This window comes from Rhodanobacter denitrificans, assembly GCF_000230695.2.
GTDB classification, from domain to species: domain Bacteria; phylum Pseudomonadota; class Gammaproteobacteria; order Xanthomonadales; family Rhodanobacteraceae; genus Rhodanobacter; species Rhodanobacter denitrificans.
Map to the genome: position 1 here is coordinate 3,896,589 of NC_020541.1, position 23,029 is coordinate 3,919,617.

Annotated in this window: 22 protein-coding genes; 12 read left to right on the forward strand and 10 right to left on the reverse strand. The window is 70.3% G+C overall.

Annotated features, from left to right (window positions below):
• The first annotated feature begins 117 nt into the window (after positions 1 to 117).
• From ilvB to ilvA, 3 genes are all read left to right on the forward strand, one after another.
• Complete coding sequence (gene ilvB / locus R2APBS1_RS17765) at positions 118 to 1,974, forward strand: biosynthetic-type acetolactate synthase large subunit (RefSeq protein ID WP_041676823.1); 1,857 nt, start codon at positions 118 to 120, stop codon at positions 1,972 to 1,974.
• 155 nt (positions 1,975 to 2,129) lie between these two features.
• Positions 2,130 to 2,378 carry an acetolactate synthase small subunit gene (gene ilvN, locus R2APBS1_RS17770; RefSeq protein ID WP_007513591.1) on the forward strand — a complete coding sequence of 83 codons (249 nt, stop codon included), beginning with the start codon at positions 2,130 to 2,132 and terminating at the stop codon, positions 2,376 to 2,378.
• Positions 2,375 to 3,928 carry a threonine ammonia-lyase, biosynthetic gene (gene ilvA / locus R2APBS1_RS17775; protein WP_015448983.1) on the forward strand — a complete coding sequence of 518 codons (1,554 nt, stop codon included), beginning with the start codon at positions 2,375 to 2,377 and terminating at the stop codon, positions 3,926 to 3,928. The genes ilvN and ilvA overlap by 4 nt, the downstream gene beginning before the upstream one ends.
• A 34-nt stretch (positions 3,929 to 3,962) precedes the next feature.
• Here ilvA and R2APBS1_RS17780 read toward each other — a convergent pair whose 3' ends face one another.
• Positions 3,963 to 5,075, reverse strand: coding sequence for a GGDEF domain-containing protein (locus tag R2APBS1_RS17780; protein WP_015448984.1), 1,113 nt, complete (start codon positions 5,073 to 5,075; stop codon positions 3,963 to 3,965).
• A 249-nt stretch (positions 5,076 to 5,324) separates the two neighbouring features.
• On the opposite strand from R2APBS1_RS17780, the gene ubiA reads away from it, so the two are divergent.
• Entirely contained in the window at positions 5,325 to 6,254 is a 930-nt protein-coding gene (ubiA, locus tag R2APBS1_RS17785; RefSeq protein ID WP_015448985.1) for a 4-hydroxybenzoate octaprenyltransferase, read from the forward strand.
• Between the two features lie 27 nt (positions 6,255 to 6,281).
• Here ubiA and R2APBS1_RS17790 read toward each other — a convergent pair whose 3' ends face one another.
• The 4 genes from R2APBS1_RS17790 to R2APBS1_RS17805 all read right to left on the reverse strand — a co-directional run bounded on the left by R2APBS1_RS17790 (position 6,282) and on the right by R2APBS1_RS17805 (position 9,337).
• Positions 6,282 to 7,565: a hypothetical protein gene (locus R2APBS1_RS17790; protein WP_157769770.1), complete on the reverse strand. Its 1,284-nt coding sequence runs from the start codon at positions 7,563 to 7,565 to the stop codon at positions 6,282 to 6,284.
• 153 nt (positions 7,566 to 7,718) lie between these two features.
• On the reverse strand, positions 7,719 to 8,243 hold the full coding sequence (locus R2APBS1_RS17795) for a PspC domain-containing protein (protein ID WP_015448987.1): 525 nt from the start codon (positions 8,241 to 8,243) through the stop codon (positions 7,719 to 7,721).
• Positions 8,231 to 8,566 carry a PadR family transcriptional regulator gene (locus R2APBS1_RS17800; protein WP_007513580.1) on the reverse strand — a complete coding sequence of 112 codons (336 nt, stop codon included), beginning with the start codon at positions 8,564 to 8,566 and terminating at the stop codon, positions 8,231 to 8,233. The genes R2APBS1_RS17795 and R2APBS1_RS17800 overlap by 13 nt, the downstream gene beginning before the upstream one ends.
• Positions 8,567 to 8,614: 48 nt before the next feature.
• Positions 8,615 to 9,337: a ComF family protein gene (locus tag R2APBS1_RS17805; protein WP_015448988.1), complete on the reverse strand. Its 723-nt coding sequence runs from the start codon at positions 9,335 to 9,337 to the stop codon at positions 8,615 to 8,617.
• Positions 9,338 to 9,482: 145 nt separating this feature from the next.
• Here R2APBS1_RS17805 and R2APBS1_RS17810 point away from each other — a divergent pair, with 145 nt between their 5' ends.
• The 6 genes from R2APBS1_RS17810 to bioC all read left to right on the forward strand — a co-directional run bounded on the left by R2APBS1_RS17810 (position 9,483) and on the right by bioC (position 16,280).
• Positions 9,483 to 11,459 carry a multicopper oxidase domain-containing protein gene (locus R2APBS1_RS17810; protein ID WP_015448989.1) on the forward strand — a complete coding sequence of 659 codons (1,977 nt, stop codon included), beginning with the start codon at positions 9,483 to 9,485 and terminating at the stop codon, positions 11,457 to 11,459.
• Positions 11,460 to 11,615: 156 nt separating this feature from the next.
• Positions 11,616 to 12,659: a biotin synthase BioB gene (gene bioB, locus R2APBS1_RS17815; RefSeq protein ID WP_015448990.1), complete on the forward strand. Its 1,044-nt coding sequence runs from the start codon at positions 11,616 to 11,618 to the stop codon at positions 12,657 to 12,659.
• Positions 12,646 to 13,851, forward strand: a complete 1,206-nt coding sequence (gene bioF, locus R2APBS1_RS17820) for an 8-amino-7-oxononanoate synthase (RefSeq protein WP_015448991.1) — start codon at positions 12,646 to 12,648, stop codon at positions 13,849 to 13,851. Before bioB ends, bioF begins: the two co-directional genes overlap by 14 nt.
• A gap of 28 nt (positions 13,852 to 13,879) precedes the next feature.
• Positions 13,880 to 14,623 carry a sulfurtransferase gene (locus R2APBS1_RS17825; protein WP_015448992.1) on the forward strand — a complete coding sequence of 248 codons (744 nt, stop codon included), beginning with the start codon at positions 13,880 to 13,882 and terminating at the stop codon, positions 14,621 to 14,623.
• Positions 14,620 to 15,405, forward strand: coding sequence for a pimeloyl-ACP methyl ester esterase BioH (bioH, locus tag R2APBS1_RS17830; RefSeq protein WP_015448993.1), 786 nt, complete (start codon positions 14,620 to 14,622; stop codon positions 15,403 to 15,405). The genes R2APBS1_RS17825 and bioH overlap by 4 nt, the downstream gene beginning before the upstream one ends.
• Complete coding sequence (gene bioC / locus R2APBS1_RS17835) at positions 15,402 to 16,280, forward strand: malonyl-ACP O-methyltransferase BioC (protein WP_015448994.1); 879 nt, start codon at positions 15,402 to 15,404, stop codon at positions 16,278 to 16,280. The genes bioH and bioC overlap by 4 nt, the downstream gene beginning before the upstream one ends.
• Before the next feature lie 49 nt (positions 16,281 to 16,329).
• Here bioC and R2APBS1_RS17840 read toward each other — a convergent pair whose 3' ends face one another.
• The 3 genes from R2APBS1_RS17840 to R2APBS1_RS17850 form a co-directional block, all read right to left on the reverse strand.
• A complete protein-coding gene (locus R2APBS1_RS17840) occupies positions 16,330 to 17,151 on the reverse strand; it encodes a transporter (RefSeq protein ID WP_007513564.1) in 822 nt (273 codons plus the stop codon).
• A gap of 90 nt (positions 17,152 to 17,241) precedes the next feature.
• On the reverse strand, positions 17,242 to 17,991 hold the full coding sequence (locus R2APBS1_RS17845; RefSeq protein WP_015448995.1) for a hypothetical protein: 750 nt from the start codon (positions 17,989 to 17,991) through the stop codon (positions 17,242 to 17,244).
• Positions 17,992 to 18,296: 305 nt separating this feature from the next.
• Entirely contained in the window at positions 18,297 to 18,878 is a 582-nt protein-coding gene (locus tag R2APBS1_RS17850; RefSeq protein WP_015448996.1) for a DNA-3-methyladenine glycosylase I, read from the reverse strand.
• A gap of 94 nt (positions 18,879 to 18,972) precedes the next feature.
• Here R2APBS1_RS17850 and R2APBS1_RS17855 point away from each other — a divergent pair, with 94 nt between their 5' ends.
• Both R2APBS1_RS17855 and R2APBS1_RS17860 read left to right on the forward strand, forming a co-directional pair.
• Positions 18,973 to 19,854, forward strand: a complete 882-nt coding sequence (locus R2APBS1_RS17855; RefSeq protein ID WP_015448997.1) for a DMT family transporter — start codon at positions 18,973 to 18,975, stop codon at positions 19,852 to 19,854.
• 68 nt (positions 19,855 to 19,922) lie between these two features.
• A complete protein-coding gene (locus R2APBS1_RS17860) occupies positions 19,923 to 21,041 on the forward strand; it encodes a sterol desaturase family protein (protein ID WP_015448998.1) in 1,119 nt (372 codons plus the stop codon).
• Positions 21,042 to 21,054: 13 nt separating this feature from the next.
• Here R2APBS1_RS17860 and R2APBS1_RS17865 read toward each other — a convergent pair whose 3' ends face one another.
• The gene (locus R2APBS1_RS17865) at positions 21,055 to 22,002 is read right to left on the reverse strand and encodes a pyridoxal-phosphate dependent enzyme (RefSeq protein WP_015448999.1); all 948 of its coding nucleotides are present in this window, start codon (positions 22,000 to 22,002) and stop codon (positions 21,055 to 21,057) included.
• Positions 22,002 to 23,003 (reverse strand): aldose 1-epimerase, encoded by a 1,002-nt coding sequence (locus tag R2APBS1_RS17870; RefSeq protein ID WP_015449000.1) that lies wholly within the window; start codon positions 23,001 to 23,003, stop codon positions 22,002 to 22,004. The genes R2APBS1_RS17865 and R2APBS1_RS17870 overlap by 1 nt, the downstream gene beginning before the upstream one ends.
• Positions 23,004 to 23,029 lie beyond the last annotated feature (26 nt).

Genomic DNA, 23,029 nt, shown 5'->3' on the forward strand with positions numbered 1-23,029 from the left:
GGGAGGTTGGGAGGGGGTGACGCTTTTGACTTTTTACGGGCAAGAGCGCCCCCTCCCCAACCCTCCCCTGCTGCGCAGGGGAGGGAGCACGACACCGAACTTGTGGGGATTTTCTTTGTGAATGCACAAGCACTGAAAGCCGAGACCACGACCGACCGGCACCCGCTGGCCGGCCACAGCATGAGCGGCGCCGAAGTGATCGTGCAGATACTCGCCGACGAGGGCGTCGACGTTCTGTTCGGCTACTCCGGTGGCGCGATCCTGCCGGTGTACGACGCGGTGTTCCGCTACAACGCCGGACACCCGCGCGCTGACGGCAGCGAACCGATGCCGTTGATCGTGCCGGCCAACGAGCAGGGCGCCGGCTTCATGGCCGCCGGCTACGCACGCGCTTCCGGCAAGGTCGGCGTGGCCATCGTCACCTCCGGTCCCGGCGCCACCAACATGGTCACGCCGGTACGCGACTCGATGGCCGATTCGATCCCGCTGGTGGTGATCTGCGGCCAGGTGGGCACCGCCGCAATCGGCAGCGACGCGTTCCAGGAGGCGCCGGTCAGCAACATCATGGGCGCCTGCGCCAAGCACGTGTTCCTGGTCACCGACGCGACGCAGCTGGAAGCGATCGTGCGTACCGCGTTCAGCCTGGCACGCAGCGGCCGGCCCGGTCCGGTGGTGGTGGACGTGCCCAAGGACGTGCAGAACACCGCGCTGGCCTGGCGCGGCGGCGGCGAGCTGGCACTGGCCGGCTACCGCACGCGGCTGCGTGCAGTGGAGCAGTCGACGCTGAGCGACGCCGACTGCGCGACGTTCTTCCACGCGCTGGTGCGGGCGCGGCGCCCGCTGATCTACGCCGGTGGCGGCGTGATCGCAGCGGAAGCGTCGGCCGCGCTGCGCGCCTTCGTCGACGCTTTCGGGCTGCCGGTCGCCACCACCCTGATGGGCCTGGGCGGCTTCGACAGCACCGACCCGCTGGCGCTGCACCTGCTCGGCATGCACGGCACCGCCTACGCGAACTACGCGGTGGAGGACTGCGACTTCGTGCTGGCGTTGGGCGCGCGCTTCGACGACCGCGTGGCCGGCGTACCGGACAAGTTCGCGCCGCGCGCGAAGTTCATCGCGCAGGTCGACATCGACCCGGCCGAGATCGGCAAGGTGAAGGCGGTCGACTGGCAGCACGTGGGGCCGCTGGTGCGCGCGCTGGAACGGCTCACCGCGTACGGCCGCGCGCACGGCCTGCGCCCCGAGCTGGACGCCTGGCATGCGCACGTGGCGGAACTGAAACGCGTGCACGCGATGGCCTACGACCGCGCCAGCGCACTGATCCAGCCGTACGCAGTGATCGAGGCGATCAACCGCCACACACGGGGCCATGCCATCGTCAGCACCGGCGTCGGCCAGCACCAGATGTGGGCGGCGCAGTATTTCGACTTTCGCGCGCCACGGCATTGGCTCACCTCCGGCTCGATGGGCACGATGGGCTTCGGCCTGCCGGCGGCGATCGGCGCGCAATTCGCGCGGCGCGACAAGCTGGTGATCGACATCGACGGCGACGCCAGCATCCGCATGAACCTCGGCGAGCTGGAAACCGTCACCACCTACGAGCTGCCGATCAAGGTGGTGGTGTTGAACAACGTCGGCGACGGCATGGTGCGGCAGTGGCAGAAGCTGTACTTCAAGGGCCGCTTCGCGGCGTCGGACAAGAGCCTGCACAAGAAGGACTTCGTGCGCGCCGCGCAGGCCGACGGCTTCGGCTGGGCGCGGCGGCTGGAACGCGTGGACGAGCTGGAGGCGACGATTGCCGACTTCCTCGCCTACCCCGGCCCGGCCTTCCTGGAAGTGATGATCGACCCGGAGGCCGGCGTATATCCGATGGTTGGCCCCGGCGCCAGCTACGCGCAGATGATCACCGGCGACTTCATTCCCTCGCGCGCGGCGGCGGCCGCGGGCGAGGGCGCGACGTCACACATGTTCTGAGCTTTGGGCCTTTCCCTTCTCCCTCCGGGAGAAGGTGGCCCCCAAGGGCCGGATGAGGGTACGGGCGGGCGTCAGCGCCTCGCTTCGCCCGTACCCTCACCCGCCTGTCGGCACCCTCTCCCGAAGGGAGGGGGACTCACCCACGGAGTCCCGTCATGAACCACACCTTGTCCATCCTGCTGCAGAACGAAGCCGGCGCGCTGGTGCGCGTGGCCGGGCTGTTCGCCGCGCGCGGCTACAACATCGACACGCTGACCGTGGCGGCCACGCACGATCCCGCCGTCTCGCGGCTCACGCTGAGCCTGCAATGCGACGACGCGGCGCTCGGCCAGATCCTGCAGCAGACGCGCAAGCTGGTCGACGTGCTGCAGGTGGCGCATCCGGCTGCCGCGCTCGCGGCATGAACGCCGTCGCCCCGCTCGTCGACGACGATCACGCCGACCTGCTGGCGCAGATCCGTGCCGCGCGCGTCTACGAGGTGGCGCAGGTCTCCGCGCTGGAACCGGCGCCGCTGCTCGACGAGCGGCTGGGCCGGCCGGTGCTGCTGAAGCGCGAGGACCAGCAAAGCGTGTTCTCGTTCAAGCTGCGCGGCGCGTACAACCGCATGGTGCAGCTGGACGCGGCGCAGCGCGCGCGCGGCGTGGTCGCCGCTTCCGCCGGCAACCACGCGCAGGGCGTGGCGCTGGCCGCGGCGAAGCTGGGCATCCGCGCCACCATCGTGATGCCGGTGACCGCACCGCAGCTGAAGGTGGACGCGGTGCGCCGCTTCGGCGGGGCGATGGTGGACGTCGTGCTGGCCGGCGATTCCTACAGCGACGCGCAGGCGGCGGCCGCGCAGCTGCAGGCCGAACGCGGCGCGGTGTTCGTGCACCCGTTCGACGACCCGGCGGTGATCGCCGGCCAGGGCACGGTGGCGCTGGAGATCCTGCGCCAGCACCCGGGTCCGCTGGAGGCGGTGTTCGTGCCGGTCGGCGGCGGCGGCCTCGCCGCCGGCGTGGCCGCGTGCATCAAGGCGCTGCGGCCCGCGGTACGGGTGATCGGCGTGCAGGCGGCGGACTCGGACGCGATGGCGCGCTCGCTCGACGCCGGCGAGCGTGTCGTGTTGGACGAGGTCGGCCTGTTCGCCGACGGCACCGCGGTGAAGCAGGTCGGCGCGCTGACCTTCGCGCTGTGCCGGCAGCATCTGGACGCGATGCTGCGGGTGGATGCCGACGCGGTCTGCGCGGCGATCCGTGACATCTACCAGGACACCCGCAGCGTGCCCGAACCCGCTGGCGCGCTGGCGCTGGCCGGGCTGAAGCAATACGCCGCCGCGCACGGCGGCGGCGCGGGCGCGCTGGTGGCGATCGTCTCCGGCGCGAACATGAATTTCGACCGCCTGCGCTTCGTCGCCGAGCGTGCCGAGCTAGGCGAGCAGCGCGAGGCGGTGTTCGCGGTGACCATCCCGGAGGAGCGCGGCAGCTTCCGCCGCTTCTGCGCCGCGCTGGGCCGGCACGCCATCACCGAGTTCAACTACCGCATCGGCGACGCGCGCTCGGCGCACATCTTCGTGGGCGTGTGCATCGCCCGCCGCGGTGAGCGCGAGGCGCTGGCCGCCGCGTTCTGCGCGCAGCAGTTCGACGTGCTCGACCTCACCGACGACGAGCTGGCCAAGCTGCACCTGCGCCACATGATCGGCGGCCGTTCGCCGCTGGCACGGGACGAGCGGCTGTACCGCTTCGAGTTCCCCGAGCGTCCCGGCGCGCTCACCGACTTCCTCGGACGGCTGCACCCGGACTGGAACGTCAGCCTGTTCCACTACCGCAACCACGGCGCCGACCACGGCCGCATCCTGGTCGGCCTGCAGGTGCCGGCGGCCGAGCTGCCGCTGCTGCGGCAGTTCCTGGCTGCGCTTGGCTATCCGCATGTGGACGAGAGCGCACACCCGGCCTACCGGCGGCTGCTGCGCAGCTGAGCGCGCATCGCCGGCGCCGTGCGCCCGCGGCCGCTCAGAACAGGTCGATGCTGCCGGCCGCCATCTCCCGCCCGAGCAGGCCGCGCGCGCTCAGGCTCTCGTAGCCGCAGGTGCCGTTGCGGCCGTGCTGCTTGGCGTAGTACAGCGCCTTGTCGGCGCGATCCAGCGCGCTGGCCGGGTAATCGTGGCGACCGACGCCGGCGTAGCCGATGCTGACGGTGACGCTGCCCACCTGCGGGAACACGTGCTCGGCGATGCGCTGGCGGAAACGCTCCAGCACGGCGTGCACGATGCCCTCGCTGGCTGCGCCGAACAGGATCACGAACTCCTCGCCGCCGAAGCGGAACAGCACGTCGCTGCGGCGGAAGCAGGCACGCATCTGCTGCGCCAGCAGCAGGATCACCTCGTCGCCGTAGATGTGCCCGTAGGTGTCGTTGATGCGCTTGAAGTGGTCGATGTCGAGGATCGCCAGCCACACTTGCGGCGGCTCCGCGGCGGGCTCGCCGGGCACTGCGCGTGCCGGCGGCAGCACGCGCAGCGTCTGCTCGTGCTGGTGCAACAGCCGCTGCAACTGGCGTTCGAGGCTGCGCCGGTTGTACAGGCCGGTCAGCTTGTCGTGTTCGCTTTCGTGCAGCAGCACGGTGTAGTTGGCGTAGATGCGCGCAAAGCCCTCGGTGAGCGACCGGCTGGCAGCCGGCGGCAGGTCGCTGTCCAGCTGCAGCGCGCCGATCGCGCGGCCGTCGCACAGGATCGGCACGACCAGTCGATGCAGGCCCTGCACCGTTTCCGTCTGCACGTCCAGCCGGTGCATGCAGCGGTGCAGCAGCTTCAGCGCCGGATCGATAGCGTCCGGGTCGTCCGCCTGCAGGCGATAGACGCCCTGCGCGTCCGGCGTGCAACACATGATGGCCTCCACGTAGGCGCCGTCGAGCGCCCGCTTGGCCAGCACCACCCGCCGCGCTGCGGTCAGTTCGGCCAACGACAGCACCAGGCTGTGGTCGAGCGCGGCGATGTCGCGGTGGTGGGTGAACGAGGCCACCGAATCGAGCAGGCGCGAGTGCACGAAGGAATCGGCCGCCGGCGCGTCGGGCGGCAGCGCGTCGGGCGACAGCGCAAGGTCCTCTTCGCTGGCTTCGTATCCGGCCATCGACGCTCCAGGCACCGACGGCGTCCGGCGTCGTGCGGCGCATGCTTGGCGTTACCCCGAACGGTAGCGCTCGTCAGCCTTATCGGCCGCGGCAGGGCGGACTTTAGAACTACCGCGCGGTTCGCCGAGGCACGGCGCGCTAGACTTTGCCGCATGGTTCCCCCATCCCGCCAACGCCAGCGGCACCGCGCCGCGCCTTCCTCCGCCGCCCGGCCACGGCCCGGCACCGCGAACCCCGCCGCCCGGGCGATGCAGCCGGCGGACAGCTCGACCCGTGCCACGCGGGTGCTGGACTGGCTGCTGTGCCGGCTGCCGGCGCACCATCGCGCGAAGGCGCGCGACTACCTGGTGCTGACCCGGATGGATCGCCCGATCGGCGCGCTGCTGCTGCTGTGGCCAACCTGGTGGGCGCTGTGGCTGGCAGCCGGCGATTTCCCGCCGTGGCAGCCGCTGCTGATCTTCACCCTCGGCGTGTTCGCGATGCGCGCGGCCGGCTGCGCGATCAACGACTACGCCGACCGCCAGCTCGATCCGCTGGTGGAGCGCACCGCCGGGCGGCCGATCGCCAGCGGGCGGGTGACGCCACGCGAGGCGCTGGTGGTATTCGCCACGCTGCTGGCGTTCTCCTTCGTGCTGGTGCTGTTCACCAACGCGCTGACCATCCGGCTGGCGTTCGCCGGCGCCGCGCTGGCGGCGATCTACCCGTTCACCAAGCGCTGGACCTACGTGCCGCAGGTGGTGCTGGGCGCCGCATTCGGCTGGTCGATCCCGATGGCATTCGCCGCGGTGACGCACACGGTACCGCCGCTGGGCTGGCTGCTGTTCATCGGCAACATCCTGTGGACGGTGATATACGACACCGAGTACGCGATGGTCGACCGCGACGACGACCGCAAGGTCGGCGCGAAATCCACCGCGATCCTGTTCGGCGACGCCGACCTGCCGATCCTCGGCATGCTGATGGGCACCTTCCTGCTGGCGATGCTGTTCGTCGGCCGGCGCGCCGCGCTGGGCTGGCCGTACTGGCTGGCGCTGCTGGCCGCCGCCGGCCTGTTCGGCTGGCAGCTGTGGCTGATCCGCGCGCGCGCCCGCGACGCCTGCCTGGCCGCGTTCCGCCACAACAACTGGCTGGGGCTGGCGCTGTGGATCGGCATCGTGCTGGCGCTGGCGGTGCGCTGAGCAAGCGCCGAGCCGGCACCCGGTAGTTCAATGCGGGTGCTGCACCAGCACGTAGCTTCCCGGCTTCGTCGCCGGCGCGGCGGACCAGCCCGGCGCCAGCTCGATGGTCCAGCCCTTGCCTGCGAGACGCGGGCCCTTGATCGTCATCGGGACGGGCAGCGCGGCGCGGCTGAAATCCGCTGCCACCAGCACGCCGCCCGCTTGCACATCCAGGGTGCCCCACCGCGCGATGGCGTGGAACGTGCGGTAGACGATGCCGTCCGCGCCCAGCGCCACCGCGGTGCTGGGATTGAAACTGAAGCGCCCCAGCGCAGTCAGCGCAAGCGTCGGCCCGTCGACCAGGGCGGCGCGGTAGTGCGCCTGCATGGCTTTCTCGCGGGCGGCGCGATCCGCCAGCGTCACGCGCAGCCCGCTGGCACCATAGGTCGCGGCACGCGACTCGGCCGACGCTTCCGCGTTGCCGTGTAGCGTCGATGCCAGCATCGCGCCAAGGTCGGAACGCTCGTCGAGCGTCTTGCGCCATCCCGGCATGCGCTCGTCCAGCAACAGGCCGTAGGCCGGTCCCGACATGAAGGCGGAAATGCGCGAGAAGGAACTCTCGACATCGGGATGGAGGAGATCGGCCGCCGTGTGCCAGCGCGCCGCCGCGGCATCCGGCTCCGCCACCGCGATGCCGGTGTATTGGGCGGTGCCCTCCGTGATCTCCATGGCGGCTTCCGTTGCCGCCGCGCCGGGAAACAGTGCGTGGCGATGGCGGCGGAAGGCCAGGGCGTCGCGGATCGCCTGCGTCTGCGCATCGCCCGATTCGATCAGGGCGGCGGCGAGCGCGCGCCACTCCAGCTGCAGCCACAACCGCCCCTGTTCGGTATCGAGCTGCGGATTGGCCGTGGCGTTCGCCGCGAGATGCAGCTGCGGCTGGATGCGGTGGAACATCTCGTGCGCCAGAGTAATCGAGCGCGTCAGTGCATCCTCGGGCACGGCCGGCAACCTCAGCTGCGTCCAGCGCACGCCCTCCCATTCCGTGGGCGCGTCGGAAAGGACCACGTCCTCGGGCAGCGTGCCGACATAGACCCCGTCCGCAGGCCGCAGCAGATGCCGCGGATCCGGCTGGTTGGCGATGACGGCCCGCGTCGCGGGGATCACCAGCAGCATCCGGCCGTAGAGCGGGATGCCCCACAGGCGGCCGTCGTCCCTGGCGGAGACGCTTTGCGCATCCGCGAAGACGGCTTTCGCCTGCGCTATCTCGGTTGGCGTAGGCGACGCGGCCAGCGCCAGGGTCGGCGCAAGCAGGAAAAAAACCAGCGACGCCACGCGTGCCGATCCGCGAATCCACCTTGCTACCGACATGGCAAACCTCCTCATTCCATCACTGCCGACACGCCGCGAGCACAAGGCGAGTCCTCGTCACTGGCCTGATCCGCCCTGGCCGCGCCACCCGTACCACCCTGTCCGGTCTCGCATCGCCTACGGCGACAAACGGCACATGTCCTCGTAATCGTCGCGCGTCCGGAGCACCGGCAGTGCGAGCACCAGGGCGAGGTAGACCAGCGCCATCATGCCGCCGGTGAAAACCGTCGCCAGGATGAAGATGGTCCGCACCCAGTCGACGCGGACGCCCGAACGTGCCGCCAGTCCGGTGCAAACGCCACCGATCCACTTGTCTTGCTCGATGCGGCAAAACCGCCAGGGCCGCATCGGCGGCGGGCGGCGGGCATGGCCGTTGTCGCTGCCGGGATCGACCGTGCCGACTTGCCCCAGCACCGAATCGACTTCGTGGCCGGCGATGACCCGCCCGCCGGCATGCGGCAACACCGCGAGTTTTTCGCCGATCGACTGCTCGAGGTCGCGGAGTATTTCCTCGCGATCGGGATCGCGCGCCAGCCCCGCACGCGCGCGCTCGAAGTAGCGGCGCAAGGATCCGTAGCCATCCTCGTCCAGTTGGAACGCCGTCGCGTGACCGCTCAGGCCGACATGGATCACGATTTGCATGGTGGTGTACCCAGTTCGTCGATGAGGCGCGTCAAGGACTTCCAGTACGTCCGGAACGCGGCCAGTTGCCTGCGGCCGTTCGGCGTGAGCCGGTAATACTTCCGCGGCGGGCCGCTTGCGGATTCCTGCCACTCGTAATCCAGCAAGCGTTCGCGCCGCATCCGGCTCAGGAGCGGATACAGGGTGCCCTCGCTGGTGGCGAACTCGGTACCGCCCAGGCGCTGCAGGATGTCGGCGGCATAGGCCCTTCCCGACGAAACGACGGCCAGCACCACGAACTCCAACAGCCCCTTGCGCAACGCGCCGGACTTGCCTGCATCCATCTCACGCACTACCTTTTTTGAAAAAGGTACTTGTGCCTAAACTTGAAGTCAAGGCGCCCGCGGCGACGGTGCGCGCGCCAGCGCCCACACGTCCACCCGCTGCACGCCGGCGCGGCGCAGCACGCGGGCGCATTCGGCGAGGGTGGCGCCGGTGGTCATCACGTCGTCGAGGATCGCCACGTGCGCGGGCAGCGCCACGCCTTCGCGCAGGGCGAACGCGCCATGCACGTTGCGGCGGCGGGCGAGCGCGTCGAGTTCGGTCTGCGCCGCGGTGGAACGCCGGCGCAGCAGCGCATCGTGCCGCAGCGGCACGCCGGATGCGCGCGCCAGCGAGCGGGCCAGCTCCAGCGCCTGGTTGTAGCCGCGCCGGCGCAGGCGGCTGCGATGCAGCGGCACGGCCAGCAGCAGCTGCGGCAGCCGCAGCGGGCACGGCTCGCGCTGCCACAGTTGCGACAGCACGCGCCCGGCGGCGAGGTCGGCGGAAAACTTGTAGCGCGACTCCAGCCGGTCCAGCGGCCAGCCGTAGCGGAACGGCGCCCACGCCGCGTCCCACGGCGGCCGGTGGCGCTGGCACTCGCCGCACAGCGCTGCCGGCGCGGCCAGCGGCAGCGCGCAACGCGCGCAGCAGCTGCGGTTGCGCGGCAGCTCGGCGGCGCAGTCGGCGCACAGATCCATCTCGTCGGCGCCGGGCGCGCCGCACAGCAGGCAGCGCCGCGGCAGCAGCCATCGCTGCAGCGCGTGCCAGGGTTGCAGCCGACTTGGCCGATCCATGCGTCCTCCCCGTTCGTCGCTCGGGATGGTAACGGCAAGTCGCCCGCGAGTATCGCCCGGTGCCACCGTGGCGACGTACACTCGGGCGTCGTCGCGCCGCGACGTCCGATTCCGCCCGCCACTTCATCCACTCAGAGAGGTTCCCATGTCCGTGCCCGACAGCGGCAAGCCCGCTCCTTCCACCTGGCCGGCGGTAGCCGGCACCGCGCTGCGCGTGGCGTTCGGCCTGATCTGGGCCGTGAGCGCCGCGCTGACCTGGACCGCCGATTTCGCCAACCACTACGTGGGCTACCTGCACAACGCCGCCACCGGCCAGCCGGCCTGGTCGGCGTGGTGGTTCGAGCTGTGGATCGGACTGGTGACGCCGCACGTGGGCTTCTTCGTATGGGCCACGCGCATCGCCGAGACCCTGCTGGCGCTGGCGCTGCTGCTGGGCTTCGCGCGCAAGATCACCTACGTGGTGGGCATCCTGTTCAGCCTGTTGATCTGGAGCACGGCGGAAGGCTTCGGCGGCCCGTACTCGGTGGGCGCCAACAACATCGGCGCGGCGATCAGCTACGTGCTGATCTTCGCGGCGCTGATCGTGATCAACCTGCGCTCGGGCCCCAGCCCGTACAGCCTGGACTACCTGATCGAGCGCCGCTGGCCGAGCTGGCGCCGGCTGGCCGACTGGAACGACACGCTGCCGCTGACCGAGGTGCACCCGCTGCCGTGGCGCGTACAGGGGCCGGCGCTGGCCGGCGTGCTGATCCTGGTGGCGCTGCTGCTGGCCGGCTTGCACAGCGCGTTGAACGTGAAATCAGCCAGCCCGCAGGCCGCGGCGGCCGCGGTGACGCCGCTATCGCTGGCCTCCAGCCAACCCATCGGCAAGGCCCGCGACGCACGCCTGCCGCCGCTGCAGGAAGGCGGCAGCGTGGCAGTGGACATCGCCGTCTCCGACCAGAGCGTGGAAATCGCCAGCGGTGTGCAGTACCAGGCCTGGACCTTCGGCAAGAGCGTGCCCGGCCCGGTGATCCACGTGCGCCAGGGACAAACGGTGAACGTGAAGCTCACCAACCACGGCACCATGCAGCACTCGATCGACTTCCACAGCGCGATCACCCCACCCAGCCTGCACTACGTGGACATCATGCCGGGCGAGTCGATCGCCTTCTCGTTCGTGGCCAAGGTGCCCGGTGCGTTCCTGTACCACTGCGGCACGCCGCCGGTGCTGCTGCACATCGGCAACGGCATGTACGGTGCGATCATCGTCGACCCGGCCACGCCGCTGCCGCCGGCCGCCGAGAGCTACGTGCTGGTGCAGGGCGAGTGGTACACCCAGCAGGTGTCGGGCAAGCTGATGGCCGGCAACTACGAGAAGATGCAGCAGATGCGCCCCGACGAGGTGGTGTTCAACGGCGCCGCGTTCCAGTACCGCGACCACCCACTCACCGCCAAGCCCGGCGACCTGGTGCGCCTGTACGTGGTCAACGCCGGCCCCAGCCTGTGGAGTTCGTTCCACGTGATCGGCGCGATCTTCGACAAGGTCTATCCGGGCGGCAACCCGGCGCAGGCGATCGACGGCGTCTCCACCTGGAGCGTGGGCCCGGGCGAGGGCGCGGTATTCGACCTGAAGCTGGACGAGGCCGGCCACTATCCGTTCGTCGACCACGCCATGGCGCACATGCAGCTGGGTGCGCAGGGCGTGCTGCTGGTGGGCTCGCCCGACGAGGCCGCCAAGCCGCCGGTGAGCAAGGCACCGGTCGCCGCCACGCCCGCCACGCCGCCGCCGGCCGCCAGCGGTCCGTACACGTTCGACCCGGCCCGCGGCGCCTCGCTGTACGCCGCCAACTGCGCGGCCTGCCACCAGGCCACCGGCCTGGGCCTGCCCGGCGCCTTCCCGCCGCTGAAGGACAACGTGGCGGTGCAGGACGCCGACCCGGCCAAGCACATCGAGGTGATCCTGAAGGGCCTGCAGGGCCTGGTGATCAACGGCACCAGCTACCCCACCGCGATGCCGCCGTTCGCCGCCGCGCTGAACGACGCGGACATCGCCAACATCGCCAACCACGAGCGCAGTTCGTGGGGCAACCAGGGCAAGCTGATCACCGCCGATCAGGTGAAGGCCGCACGCGGCAAATAAGCCGGTGCGGATGCGTCGAGGAAGGGCGGCCTGCGGGCCGCCTTTCCGTTTCCGGCGCGGGCGCCAAGTTTACTTCGTCAACCGAACCGCCCTGCAAAAAAGTTGACGACAGCGATCGGCCCACCCAAACTCGGGGCCTCTGCCACGGAGCCCGCCATGCCCGAAGCCGCCATCCGCCACGACTGGACGCGCACGGAAGTCGCCGCGCTGTTCGCGCTGCCGTTCAACGAACTGCTGCACCGCGCGCACGGCGTGCATCGCCAGCATCACGACCCGAACGCGGTGCAGGTGTCGACCCTGCTGTCGATCAAGACCGGCGGCTGCCCCGAGGATTGCGCCTACTGCCCGCAGGCGGCGCGCTACGACACCGGCGTGGCCGCGCAGAAGCTGATGGAGGTCGACGACGTGCTGGCACGCGCCCGCGCCGCCAAGGCCGCCGGCGCCAGCCGCTTCTGCATGGGGGCGGCCTGGCGCGGGCCGAAAGACCGCGACATCCCCAAGGTCGCCGCGATCGTGCGTGCGGTGAAGGAGCTGGGCCTGGAAACCTGCGCCACCCTGGGCCTGCTCGGCGACGGCCACGCGCAGGCATTGAAGGACGCCGGCCTCGACTACTACAACCACAACCTCGATACCGCGCCGGAGTTCTACGGCGAGATCATCCACACCCGCGACTACCGCGATCGCCTGGAAACCCTGGAGCAGGTGCGCGACGCCGGCCTGAAAACCTGCTGCGGCGGCATCGTCGGCATGGGCGAGACGCGCGAGCAGCGCGCCGGCCTGCTGCAGGCGCTGGCCAACCTGCCCGAGCATCCGCACTCGGTGCCGATCAACCAGCTGGTGCCGGTGCCCGGCACGCCGCTGGGCGACGCCGAGCCGCTCGATCCATTCGAATTCGTGCGCGCGATCGCGGTGGCACGGATCCTGATGCCACTGTCGATCGTGCGCCTGTCCGCCGGCCGCCAGCAGATGGACGACGCGGTGCAGGCGCTGTGCTTCTTCGCCGGCGCCGGCTCGATCTTCTACGGCGAGAAATTGCTGACCACCGGCAACCCGGACGTGGAAGCGGACCGCGCGCTGTTCCGGCGGCTCGACCTGCATCCGATGGAAGTGGCCATGGAGGCGGCTGGCGTGCGCGCCGGCCTTCCTGAAAGCGACGCGGCCGGCTGCGGACAAGGCTGCGGCTGCAGTGCCGCGGCCTGATCTGCTCGAACGACTGGCCGTCCAGACGGCTGAACGCGAGCGCGCCAGGCTGCGCCGCCGGCTGCGCACGATCGACCACGCCGACGGCCCGTGGCTGGAGACCGGCAGCCAGCGCCTGCTGGCGTTCTGCAGCAACGACTACCTCGGCCTGGCGCAGCACCCGCAACTGGTCGCCGCGCTCACCCGCGCGGCGCGCGAGGAGGGCGTCGGCAGCAGCTCGGCGCACCTGATCTGCGGCCATCGCAGCGCGCACGCGGAACTGGAGGAAGCGCTGGCCGCCTGGACCGGACGCGAGCGCGCGCTGCTGTTCTCCACCGGCTACATGGCCAACCTCGGCGTGCTGCAGGCGCTGCTGGCGCGCGGCGACGTGTGCGTGCAGGACAAGCTCAACCACGCCTGCCTGCTCGATGGCGCCAGGCTCGGCGGCGCCGAACTGAAGCGCTATCCGCACGCCGACGTGGCCGCCGCCGCGCGCCAGCTGGCGGCGAACCCCGGCGCGGCGGCGCTGCTGGCCACCGACGGCGTGTTCAGCATGGACGGCGACGTCGCGCCGCTGCGCGCGCTGGCGCAGCTGTGCGCACTCGAGCGCGCCACCTTGATGGTCGACGACGCGCACGGCCTCGGCGTGCTCGGCGACGACGGCGCCGGCAGCCTCAGCGCGGCAAAGCTGGGCCAGCACGAGGTGCCGCTGCTGATGGCCACGCTGGGCAAGGCGCTCGGCTGCAGCGGCGCGTTCGTGGCCGGACCGGCCGCGCTGATCCACGGCCTGGTGCAGTTCGCGCGCCCCTACATCTACACCACCGCGATGCCGCCGGCGCTGGCCGCCGCCGCGCTGGAAGCGGTGCGGCTGGCGCAGAGCGAAACCTGGCGGCGCGACAAACTCAGCGTGCTGATCGGGCGTTTTCGCCGCGGCGCGGCCGAGCTCGGCCTGCCGCTGGCGGCCTCGCCCAGCGCGATCCAGCCGCTGCTGCTTGGCGGCGCCGACGCCGCGCTGGGGGCGGCGCAGGCACTCGAACGGCAAGGCCTGCTGGTGACCGCGATCCGTCCGCCGACGGTGCCCGCCGGCCAGGCGCGGCTGCGCATCACGCTGTCGGCGGCGCATGAGGAAATCCACGTCGACCGGCTGCTGGGCGCACTGGAAACACTGCATCTGCCGGCCGCGCTCCGGGTGCCCGGCGGCGACCACGTATAATCGCCGCCTGCTCCGCCGATTCCCCCGCATGTCGATCGTCAACATCTCCGCCTACAAGTTCACCAGCCTGGACGACCTGCCCGCGCTGCGCGAACGGCTGTTCGCGCGTTGCGAAGCGCTGGCGCTGAAGGGCACGATCCTGCTGGCGCCGGAAGGCATCAACCTGTTCCTCGCCGGCCGCCGCGCGCAGATCGACGGCTTCATGGCCACGCTGCACGACGACCCGCGCTTCGACGATGTCGCGCCGAAGGAGTCGTTGTCCGATGCGGTGCCGTTCGGCCGCCTGCGCGTGCGCCTGAAGCACGAGATCATCACCATGCGCCAGCCCGCGACCCGCCCCGAAGGCGGCCGCGCACCGGCGGTGGACGCACCCACCCTGCAGCGCTGGCTGGACCAGGGCCGCGACGACGACGGTCGCGAGGTGCTGCTGCTGGATACCCGCAACGACTACGAGACCGCCGCCGGCAAGTTCGCGCAGGCGGTCGACTACCGCCTCGCCAGCTTCACCGCCTTCCCCGCCGCGATCGCTGCCGACCGCGCGCGCTACGAGGGCAAGACGGTGGTCTCGTACTGCACCGGCGGCATCCGTTGCGAGAAGGCCGCGCTGCACATGCAGGAGCTCGGCATGGCGCACGTCTACCAGCTCGACGGCGGCATCCTGAAGTATCTCGAACAGACCGGCGGCGCGCACTGGCAGGGCGACTGCTTCGTGTTCGACGGGCGTGGCGCCGTCGACAAGCGGCTGCTGCCCGCGCAGGGCGCCGCCGCATGAGCCTGTACGTCGACCGGCGCGGCCACGGCCCCATCCCGCTGGTGCTGCTGCATGGCTGGGCGATGCACGGCGGCGTGCTGGCGCCGCTGGTCGAGGCGCTGGAAAACCAATGCACGATGTACGTGGTCGACCTGCCCGGCCACGGCCGCTCGCGCAACTGCGGCCTGCCGCTGGAACCGCATGTCTGCGCCGCGGCGATCGCCAAGCTCACGCCACCGGCGCTCTGGCTGGGCTGGTCGCTGGGCGGCACCATCGCGCTGACCGCCGCGCTGGAGCTGCCGCGGCAGGTGCGCGGGCTGGCCATGCTGTGCGCCACACCGAAATTCGTGCGCGACGCCGGCTGGCCGCACGGCAGCGATGCCCAGCTGGTGCACCAGCTGGCCAGCGACCTGGAAACCGATTACCACGCCACCATCGAGCGCTTCCTGGCGCTGGAGGCGATGGGCAGCGCCGACCCGCGCGGCGAACTGCGCCACCTGCGTGAGCTGGTGTTCACGCATGGCGAACCCGACCTGCGCGTGCTGCAGGAAGGCATCCGCATCCTGGAAAGCAGCGACCGCCGCGCTGCCCTGCCCGACCTCGCCGTACGCAGTGCCTGGATCAGCGGCCGCCGCGACCGGCTGGTGCCGCCGCAGGCGATGGCCTGGTCGGCCAGCCAGTGCGGCGGCCAGTACACCGAGATTCCGCAGGCCGGCCACGCGCCGTTCTTCGGCCACGCCGATGCGGTGGCGCAGGCGCTGCAGCCGCTGCTGGCCCCCCTTTCCCTTGAGCAGGCGCGATGAGCGACTTCCAACTCGATCCCACCCAGGTGCGCCGCCACTTCGGCCGCGCCGCCAGCACCTACGAAAAGCACGACGCGCTACAGCGCGAAGTCGGCGATGCCCTGCTCGAACGGCTGGGCTTCTACCTGGAAACACCGCTGCGCGTGGTCGACGTCGGCGCCGGCACCGGCCGCGGCAGCGCGCTGCTGAAGCAGAAATACCCCAAGGCCGAGGTGATCGCGGTCGACCTGGCGCTGCCGATGCTGCGCGCCGCGAAGCAGCACAGCAGCTGGCGCAAGCCGTTCCGCCGCGTGTGCGCCGAAGCCACCCGCCTGCCGCTGGCCGACCACAGCGTGGACGTGCTGTATTCCAACCTCTGCTTCCAGTGGGTCGACGACCTGCCGGCACTGTTCGGCGAGTGCATGCGCGTGCTCAAGCCCGGCGGCTTCATGGCGTTCTCCAGCTTCGGCCCGGATACCCTGATGGAACTGCGCGCGGCCTGGGCCGAGGCCGACCAGCAGCCGCACGTGGGCCGCTTCCTCGACATGCATGACGTCGGCGACGCGATGCTCAACGCCGGCCTGCGCGACCCGGTGCTGGACGTGTTCCGCTACACGCTGACCTACAGCGAGCCGCGCAAGCTGCTGGAGGAACTGCGGGGCCTGGGTGCCACCAATGCCGACCGCGCACGCGCACGCGGCCTCACCGGCAAGGGGTGCTATCGGCGCATGCTGGCCGCGTACGAGGCGATGCGCACGGACGGGCGCATCCCGGCCAGTTGGGAAGTGGTCAGCGCGCATGCCTGGGGCCCGCCCGTGGGCCAGCCGCGCCGCGTCCCCGGCGGCGAGATCGCCACCTTCTCGATCGACACGCTACGCGGCTCGCGACGCAAATGACGCACGCCGGCATGGCGGCGCCGTGTGCTCGCACACGGCGCCAGTTCGGTCAGAAGCTGTACTTCAGCGACGCGCCCACGCCGTAATCCGGACTGCCGTCGGCGAAGCCGGCGAGCGCGTAGGCCTGCACGCGCAGGCTGTCGTTGAACTTGTGGTTCCAGTAAGCGGCGATCTCGCTCTGCGAGGCGCCGGTATCGGCGATCCGCTCACGGTAGTAGTAGTACGCGCCGATGTTGTTGCTGGAGTTGAGCTTGTAGTCGGCACCGATGTTCGCATTGAAGCCGTTCTTCAGCTTGATGTACTGCGAGCTGCCGTACTTCATCCAGCCCACGCCGCCGAACGCGGTCCAGTCGCCGCTGACCTTGTAGGTATCCAGCGAGAGGCCGTAATCGTTCTTGCCGGTGCCCAGGCCCTTGTTCTCGTCGGCGGTGCCGAATTTCACCTTGCCGGTGAGGTCCAGCCCGAACGTGCGATCGGCGCTGCCGAACAGCTCATAGCCAGCCGATGCGGTGATATCGCCCAGGCCCGAGGCCGAACCGCTGGAGGTGGTGGTCGTGCCGCCGCCGTTGCCGCGGCCGCGCCCCTTCGGATTACCGTTCTTCACCTTGCCCACGCCGGGGATCACGTTGCCGGCACCGCTGATGTTGATGTACGGCACGACGAGCTTGAACGTCCAGCGGTCGGTCTGGTACGCCGCCGTCACCGGCACCGACCAGATGTCGGTGGTGGTGTCGGTGCCGTACTTGCCGCTGCTGTAGTCGGCGCCTGCCGAAAGGCTGAACCGGCCGCTGTCGGACGTGGCGGCATGTGCCGCCGGCGCACCGATCAGCAGTAGTCCGCCGACGATCATCCAGTGATGGGGGTTGCGCATGAATGGGGTTTCCTTGGTTGAAAGAGGATGGCAGCAGGCCCGGCATCGCACCGGGCCTGCATGGATGACTGCATGCGGGGAAAGGCGGGCTCAGCCGCCCGGGCGACCGGCATGATCGGGATGTTCGGGGCGCTCCGACCGGCTCGGACGATCGGGGCGATCCAGGCGAGCCGGGCGATCGGCTTTTGCCACATGCTCGGGCTTGCCCGGACGATCGACGCCGTGCACCTTGGCCAGTTCGACTTCTTCCACGTGAGCATGCGCGTGCCCGTCCGCGGCGCCGCCGCCGGCCGCCTTCGGCGAACGCATCACGTCGCCCAGCTTGAAACCGTCCGCCTTGGCGATCTGGCCCCAGCCTTCACCGGCGGCGCGCGCGGCGAGGATGCCGTCGAGCTTGATGCTGGTACCGTCGGCAAGCACCAGGGTGCCGCCGTTGAGCGCGGCCTGCATCTCGGCAGCGGTCGGATCGGTGATGCCCGCCTTGGCCAGGCTGGCCTCGGCCAGCGACAGTGCGATCTTCACGTTGCCGTAGCCCATCTGGCCGGTGGCCGGCGTGAACGTGGTGCTCGTCGTGGTCGTGGTGCCGTCGGCGTTCTTGGTCACGTCGTCGAGAGTGACCGCACTGCCGTCGCGCAGCCCGCTGACCAGCGCCTGCGCGTTGGCATCCGAACCGGCGAACCCGGCGAACTCGGTGCTCAGCCGGGTCGACTCGTGGCTGGTGGTGCTGGTGGAGGTGGACGTATCGGTGGGCGTGGTGGTCTGCGCCATCGCCGGTGCGAGCGACAACGCGCCAAGCACCGCGGCACAGATCAGCGTGGATTGCAGAGGGCGGTATTTCATGGGATGGCTCCTGAGGATGCAACGATGGCGAAATGCCGACGAGACGACGTGGTGTGTTCCCTTACGCCCCTGTATCCGAATCCCGCCTCATGGCCACGGTTCGATTCGCATGCCACCGACGTCTCTGCGCGCATCTTTGCGCCGCACGCGCGCAGCACACAAGCGACGTCGCCGCGTTTGTTCAGCATGCGTTTCACGCACTGGACAACCGCCGTCCATCTTTGTCGCGATTGTGTGAACGGCTAGGCATTTCCGGCATCACGCCGCCGTGTCCGGCGCCGGACGAAACTTCTTTCGATGCCTGCCTAGCGCGACCCGCCGTGCCGGAAACAGCCGACCAGGTGATCGTCGATCATGCCGGTGGCCTGCAGCAGCGAGTAGCAGATGGTGCTGCCGACGAAGCGGAAGCCGCGCTTCTTCAGCGCCTTGCTCATGCGGTCGGACAACGCGGTGCTGGCCGGCACCTCGGCCGGGCGGCGCCAGCGGTTGCGCAGCGGCGTGCCGTCGACGAACGACCACAGATAGACGTCCAGACTGCCGAATTCATCGATTGCCTCCATGGCGGCGAGTGCGTTGGCGCGGGTGGACGAGACCTTCAGCCGGTTGCGGATGATGCCCGGATCGAGCAGCCGCTTTTCCAGTTCGCGATCGCTCATCGCGGCGACGCGGGCTATCTCGAAATCATGGAAGGCCTTGCGGTAGTTCTCGCGCTTGGCCAGCACGGTGCGCCACGACAGGCCAGCCTGGGCGCCCTCCAGGCACAGGAACTCGAATAGGGCGCGGTCGTCGTGCAGCGGCGTGCCCCATTCGGTGTCGTGGTAGTCGCGCATCAACGGGTCGTTGCCGGCGGCCCAGTGGCAACGCGGGAGCTCGGTGGTCTCGGTCATGGCTGGCCCATCGTCGATGAGTGGGTGGTCGCGGGGTGCCGCACAACGTAACCCACGCCGCTAGACTTGTCGCCCCACCTTGCCCCGGCTTCCCATGTCGCCTTCGCCCTCACGCGGCGCGTTGTCCGCGCTGCTCGTCACCATCCTGATCTGGGCCTACAGCTGGGTCGTGATGAAACAGGTGCTGGCGTACGCCGGGCCGTTCCATTTCGCCGCGCTGCGCTACCTGCTCGGCGCCGGCGTGCTGTTCGCCGCGCTGCTGCTGTCGCGGCAGTCGCTGCGCCCGCCGCCGTTGCTGCCCACGCTGCTGATCGGCCTGTGCCAAACCACCGCGTTCCAGGGGCTGGAGCAGTGGGCGCTGCTCGATAGCGGCGCCGGCCACGTCGCCCTGCTCGCGTACACCATGCCGTTCTGGGCGGTGCTGCTGGCGTGGCTGCTGCTGGGCGACCGCCCCACCGCGCGGCACTGGCTGGGGCTGGCGCTGGCCGCGCTCGGGCTGCTGTGCATCATCGAACCGTGGCGCACCATGGGCAGCACGCTCAGCACCACGCTGGCGATCGCCGGCGGCGCCGCCTGGGCGGCCGGCACCGTGCTCAGCAAGCGCATGTTCCAGCGCCACGCGCCGCCGGTGCTCAACCTCACCGCGTGGCAGATGCTGCTGGGCGGCATCGTGCTCGGCGGCATCGCGCTGGCGGTACCGGAGCGCCCGATCGAATGGAACTGGGTCTTCGTCGGTGGACTGACCTACAGCGTGCTGCTGGCCTCCAGCCTGGCCTGGTGGCTGTGGTCGATCGTGCTGCAGCGACTGCCGACCACACTGGCCAGCGTGTCCAGCCTCGGCGTGCCGATCGTCAGCGTGCTGCTGGCCTGGCTGATCCTGCACGAGCAGCCCTCGCCGATGGAGCTGGTCGGCATCGTGTTCGTGCTGCTGGGCCTGCTCGCGGTCAGTGGCGTGGGCGCGCGCCAGCGCAGCTGAGCCGGTTCAGCCTGCGCCGCCGGCAGCGGCGATAGAATCCCCCATCTGGTGAATGGACCGAGGCGCCGATGTTCGATCTCCCGTCGTGGTGGGCCCATCTGGTCAGCTGGCTGAGCGGCCATGCCGTGGTGCCGCTGCTGGATGCGCTGCACCTGGACGGCTTGAGCGGCAACCCCGACGACATCGCTGCCTCGCTGCTGATCGCCGCGCTGCAGCTCGGCATCATCGGCCTCATCTTCCGTCCGCTGGAAAGCTGGTTTCCGGCCGAGCGCTGGAGCGACCGCCGGCTGACCCGGGTCGATCGCAACTACACGTTGCTGATGCTGCTGGGCATCTTCCCGCTGTTCACCTACCTGGTGCTGATGCCGTTCAGTCACCTGCTCGGCGGCGGCGGCGAGGCAGTCGACCCCGGCACCGGTTCGGCGCTGGCGCTGACCCACTGGGTGCCGTGGTTCAACCGGCATCCCTACATGCTGTTCGCCGTCTACTACGTGATCTACGACTTCACGTACTACTGGATGCACCGCACCCAGCACGCGATCCCGTGGTGGTGGGCGCTGCACAGCATGCACCACAGCACACGCCAGATGAGCTGCTGGACCAACGACCGCGGCAGTCTGGTGGACGGCTTCATCCAGTCGATGATCCTGGCCACGGTGGGCCTGGCGATCGGTGTGGACCCGGACGAGTTCGCCTGGCTGATGCTGCTCGGCGAACTGGTGCAGAACTTCTCGCACACCAACGTGCGGCTGGGCTTCGGCCGCGTGTTCGACCGCGTGTTCGTCGCGCCGAAGTTCCACCGCCTGCACCACATGCTGGTCGATCCCGAGCGGCCGACGCTGCACAACTGCAACTACGGCCAGGTGCTCTCGGTGTGGGACGTGCTGTTCGGCACGGCGCTGTACGGCGAGCCGCCGCGGCCGACCGGCGTGGGCGACCCGATCGTCGATGCCGACAACGACTACGGCCTGGTCGGGCTGCACTGGGCCGCGCTGAAACGGTTCTGGGTCGCCGTGCGCCAGCCTGCCGGCTGGCGACCGGGCGAAGTGGCCTTCGGCGCGGATTACACGCCGATCCCGGTAGACCAGCTGGACCTGCACGCCCTGGCGCGCCATGCGTCAGCCGTCGCCCCCGATGCCGACGCGCCGGCGAGCGACAGCGCTATGGTGGAATCCGCGCCGGGCTGATCCGCCCGCAGACTCACCAGGGCAGGGCCTGCAGATCCACGTTGCCGCCGGTGAGCACCACGCCGACGCGCCTGCCGGCGAAGCGTTGCGGCTGCTTGAGGATCGCCGCCAGCACGGTGGCGCTGGACACCTCCACCACCTGCTTCAGCTCCGACCATAGCAGCTGCATCGCGGCGATGGTTTCCGTGTCGCTGACCGTAATGACCTCGACGCGGTGCGTGCGCAACGCGTCGAGGTTGCGCTCGCCGACCAGCGCGCGCAGCCCGTCGCAGATCGTGTCGGGCACCACCGTGGTGACCCGCGTGCCGCGCGCCAGCGATTGCGCCGTATCGTCGGCGCCGAGCGGCTCGGCACCGAACAGGTCCAGTGCCGGGTCGATGCCGTGCGCGGCGATCGCCACGCCGCTGGCCAGGCCGCCGCCGCCGACCGGGGTGATCAGCGCATCCAGTCCGGGCGCCTGCTGCAGCAGTTCCAGCGCGAGCGTGCCCTGCCCGGCCATCACCCGGGTGTCGGCATACGGATGCACCAGCTCCGCGCCGGTGGCGCGCTGCACCTCGGCACAGGTCGCCTCGCGCGCGGCCTGGGTCGGCGCGCAGCGATGCAGGATCGCGCCGGCGCGCTCGATCGCCGCGAGCTTGGCGCGCACCGCGCCTTCCGGCACCACCACGTGCGCGGCGATGCCGCGGGTGGCGGCGGCCAGCGCCAGCGCGTTGCCATGGTTGCCGGAGGAATGGGTGACCACGCCATGCGCGGCCTGCCCGTCGTCGAGCGACCACACCGCGTTGCAGGCGCCCCGGAACTTGAACGCGCCGCCGCGCTGCAGGTTCTCGCACTTGAAATGCAGTTCGGCACCGGCCAGCGTGTCCAGCGCCGCACTGCGCAGCACCGGCGTGACGCTGGCGTACGGCGCGATGCGCGCGGCGGCGGCGAGGATGTCATCGAAGCCGGGCAACAGGTTCATCACGAATCGATCTCCAAGCCGCAACGAAAGCGTCGCTCGGCACCGGGTTCGAGCCGGACCGCCGCGGCGCACTCGGGCCGGTTGAACGCGTCAGCCATGCATTCCATCGGTTCCAGCGCGACGGCGCGGCGCGGATCGCGGCTCACCGTGTCGCCGGTGAACGCGTGCATCACGCCGTGTTCCTGCCACACCGCGATGCCGAAACCGCTGGCCGGGTCGCGCAGGCGTGTGCGGATACGGCCGTCGGGGTCCGCCTCCAGGTCGGTGTAGCCCTGGTCGATGATGCTGTCGCCGATCCGCCGCGGCTCGCGGAAATCCAGCGCCGGCGCATCGTCCAGTGCCACGTAGGCTTCCGCGCCGGCCAGCGCGATCAGGTCGGCGCCGGTGCGGATCAGGGTCTGCGCGGGAATCTGCAGTTCCCAGCCGTCGACCTCGCCGTCGGCCACGCGGAAATACGGATGCCAGCCGAAAAAGCATGGCGCGGCGCGATCGCCGACGTTGCGCATGCACGCCTCCAAGCTGAGGCCGGCGTAGTCGAGGACGAACGTCACCGACAGGTCGATCGCATGCGGATAGCCCGGCCGCGGGCGGATCGCATCGGTGCGCAGCGTGACGCGGGCGGAATCGTCATCCGCCTCCAGGTCGGCCAGCTCGAAATCCGCGTCACGCACGAAACCATGCCGACTGCCGCGATCGACGCCGGTGACGCCCGGGGCGAGATCCTGCATCTGGCCGTCGAAGGTGTAGCGCGCATCGGCGACGCGCCCGGCGAACGGCACCATGACCGCGAAGCGCGAGCCCGGTCGGGCGGCGATTTCGGCGGCGTCGGCATAGCCGCCGGCGAGGTCGCGGCTGACGCCATCGACATCGGCCTCGAAGCTGAGCAGCGCCGCGCCGCGCCGTGCGACGCGGATGCAGCGACCGCCGTCGACATCGGTCAGCACCACGATGTCCTGATCGCCGAGTCGACCGGGCCGGGCGGTGTAGCGCATCGCAGCCATGCGGGGTTCCCTGTGGTTCGAGAGGT

What these genes read in the sequence shown, in the direction of transcription:
- R2APBS1_RS17850 (WP_015448996.1), bottom strand. Translation starts at nt 18,878, where the DNA reads ATGACCGAGACCACCGAGCTCCCGCGTTGCCACTGGGCCGCCGGCAAC.
- ilvN (WP_007513591.1), top strand. Translation starts at nt 2,130, where the DNA reads ATGAACCACACCTTGTCCATCCTGCTGCAGAACGAAGCCGGCGCGCTG.
- R2APBS1_RS17845 (WP_015448995.1), bottom strand. Translation starts at nt 17,991, where the DNA reads ATGAAATACCGCCCTCTGCAATCCACGCTGATCTGTGCCGCGGTGCTT.
- R2APBS1_RS17870 (WP_015449000.1), bottom strand. Translation starts at nt 23,003, where the DNA reads ATGGCTGCGATGCGCTACACCGCCCGGCCCGGTCGACTCGGCGATCAG.
- ilvA (WP_015448983.1), top strand. Translation starts at nt 2,375, where the DNA reads ATGAACGCCGTCGCCCCGCTCGTCGACGACGATCACGCCGACCTGCTG.
- bioH (WP_015448993.1), top strand. Translation starts at nt 14,620, where the DNA reads ATGAGCCTGTACGTCGACCGGCGCGGCCACGGCCCCATCCCGCTGGTG.
- R2APBS1_RS17855 (WP_015448997.1), top strand. Translation starts at nt 18,973, where the DNA reads ATGTCGCCTTCGCCCTCACGCGGCGCGTTGTCCGCGCTGCTCGTCACC.
- R2APBS1_RS17825 (WP_015448992.1), top strand. Translation starts at nt 13,880, where the DNA reads ATGTCGATCGTCAACATCTCCGCCTACAAGTTCACCAGCCTGGACGAC.
- bioC (WP_015448994.1), top strand. Translation starts at nt 15,402, where the DNA reads ATGAGCGACTTCCAACTCGATCCCACCCAGGTGCGCCGCCACTTCGGC.
- R2APBS1_RS17865 (WP_015448999.1), bottom strand. Translation starts at nt 22,002, where the DNA reads ATGAACCTGTTGCCCGGCTTCGATGACATCCTCGCCGCCGCCGCGCGC.
- ubiA (WP_015448985.1), top strand. Translation starts at nt 5,325, where the DNA reads ATGCAGCCGGCGGACAGCTCGACCCGTGCCACGCGGGTGCTGGACTGG.
- bioB (WP_015448990.1), top strand. Translation starts at nt 11,616, where the DNA reads ATGCCCGAAGCCGCCATCCGCCACGACTGGACGCGCACGGAAGTCGCC.
- R2APBS1_RS17810 (WP_015448989.1), top strand. Translation starts at nt 9,483, where the DNA reads ATGTCCGTGCCCGACAGCGGCAAGCCCGCTCCTTCCACCTGGCCGGCG.
- R2APBS1_RS17780 (WP_015448984.1), bottom strand. Translation starts at nt 5,075, where the DNA reads ATGGCCGGATACGAAGCCAGCGAAGAGGACCTTGCGCTGTCGCCCGAC.
- R2APBS1_RS17795 (WP_015448987.1), bottom strand. Translation starts at nt 8,243, where the DNA reads ATGCAAATCGTGATCCATGTCGGCCTGAGCGGTCACGCGACGGCGTTC.
- R2APBS1_RS17805 (WP_015448988.1), bottom strand. Translation starts at nt 9,337, where the DNA reads ATGGATCGGCCAAGTCGGCTGCAACCCTGGCACGCGCTGCAGCGATGG.
- R2APBS1_RS17860 (WP_015448998.1), top strand. Translation starts at nt 19,923, where the DNA reads ATGTTCGATCTCCCGTCGTGGTGGGCCCATCTGGTCAGCTGGCTGAGC.
- R2APBS1_RS17800 (WP_007513580.1), bottom strand. Translation starts at nt 8,566, where the DNA reads ATGGATGCAGGCAAGTCCGGCGCGTTGCGCAAGGGGCTGTTGGAGTTC.
- R2APBS1_RS17840 (WP_007513564.1), bottom strand. Translation starts at nt 17,151, where the DNA reads ATGCGCAACCCCCATCACTGGATGATCGTCGGCGGACTACTGCTGATC.